1 protein-coding gene and 1 pseudogene are annotated in these 586 nt (G+C 73.7%); one reads left to right on the forward strand and one right to left on the reverse strand.

The genetic code is table 11. The features are described 5' to 3' along the window. A partial coding sequence (locus tag IBL25_RS26550; RefSeq protein WP_456315893.1) for a winged helix-turn-helix domain-containing protein occupies positions 1 to 234 on the reverse strand: 234 nt, incomplete at its 3' end. A 38-nt stretch (positions 235 to 272) separates the two neighbouring features. On the opposite strand from IBL25_RS26550, the pseudogene IBL25_RS26555 reads away from it, so the two are divergent. Further along, positions 273 to 586 (forward strand): annotated as a pseudogene (locus IBL25_RS26555) (sulfite exporter TauE/SafE family protein); the annotation flags it as partial.

Raw genomic sequence — 586 nt, forward strand, 5'->3', positions numbered from 1 at the left:
CAGCCGGGCCAGGTGGCCGCTGGCGGTCTGCGGCGCCACGCCGGCGATGCGCGCCAGCTCGGTGGCCGTCAGCGCCCGGCCGTCCATCAGGGCGGCCAGCATATTGGCGCGGGCGGGGTCGCCAATGGCGGCGGCGGTGCCGGCCAGGGCGGCGGTGCTGACCATGGCAAGGTTCTCCCGGCGACGAAGGGCGGCATCCTGCGCGGCGGCGGTCAGGAATGCTACGCCCGCCACCGTAGCATCGGCGGGTTGGCTCGCGCAGGCTGCGGCGCATGGACCTGCTGCATTCGCTTCCAACTCTCGGTGCCATCCTGGGCACCTTTCTTCTGGCAGGGCTGGTGAAAGGCGTCATCGGCCTTGGCCTGCCCACCATCGCCATGGGGCTGCTCGGCACTCTCATGCCACCTGCCGAGGCGGCGGCGCTTCTGGTGCTGCCCTCCCTGGTGACCAACTTCTGGCAGTTCATGGACGGCCCCGCCCTGCCGCCCCTGCTGCGCCGCCTGGGGCCGATGCTGACGGCGGTGGCGCTGGGCACGCTGGCCGGCGTATGGGCCGGGCTGCTGCCCAGCGGCGGCGGCGCCACGGC

The organism is Pseudoroseomonas ludipueritiae, from assembly GCF_014490445.1.
GTDB lineage: Bacteria > Pseudomonadota > Alphaproteobacteria > Acetobacterales > Acetobacteraceae > Pseudoroseomonas > Pseudoroseomonas ludipueritiae.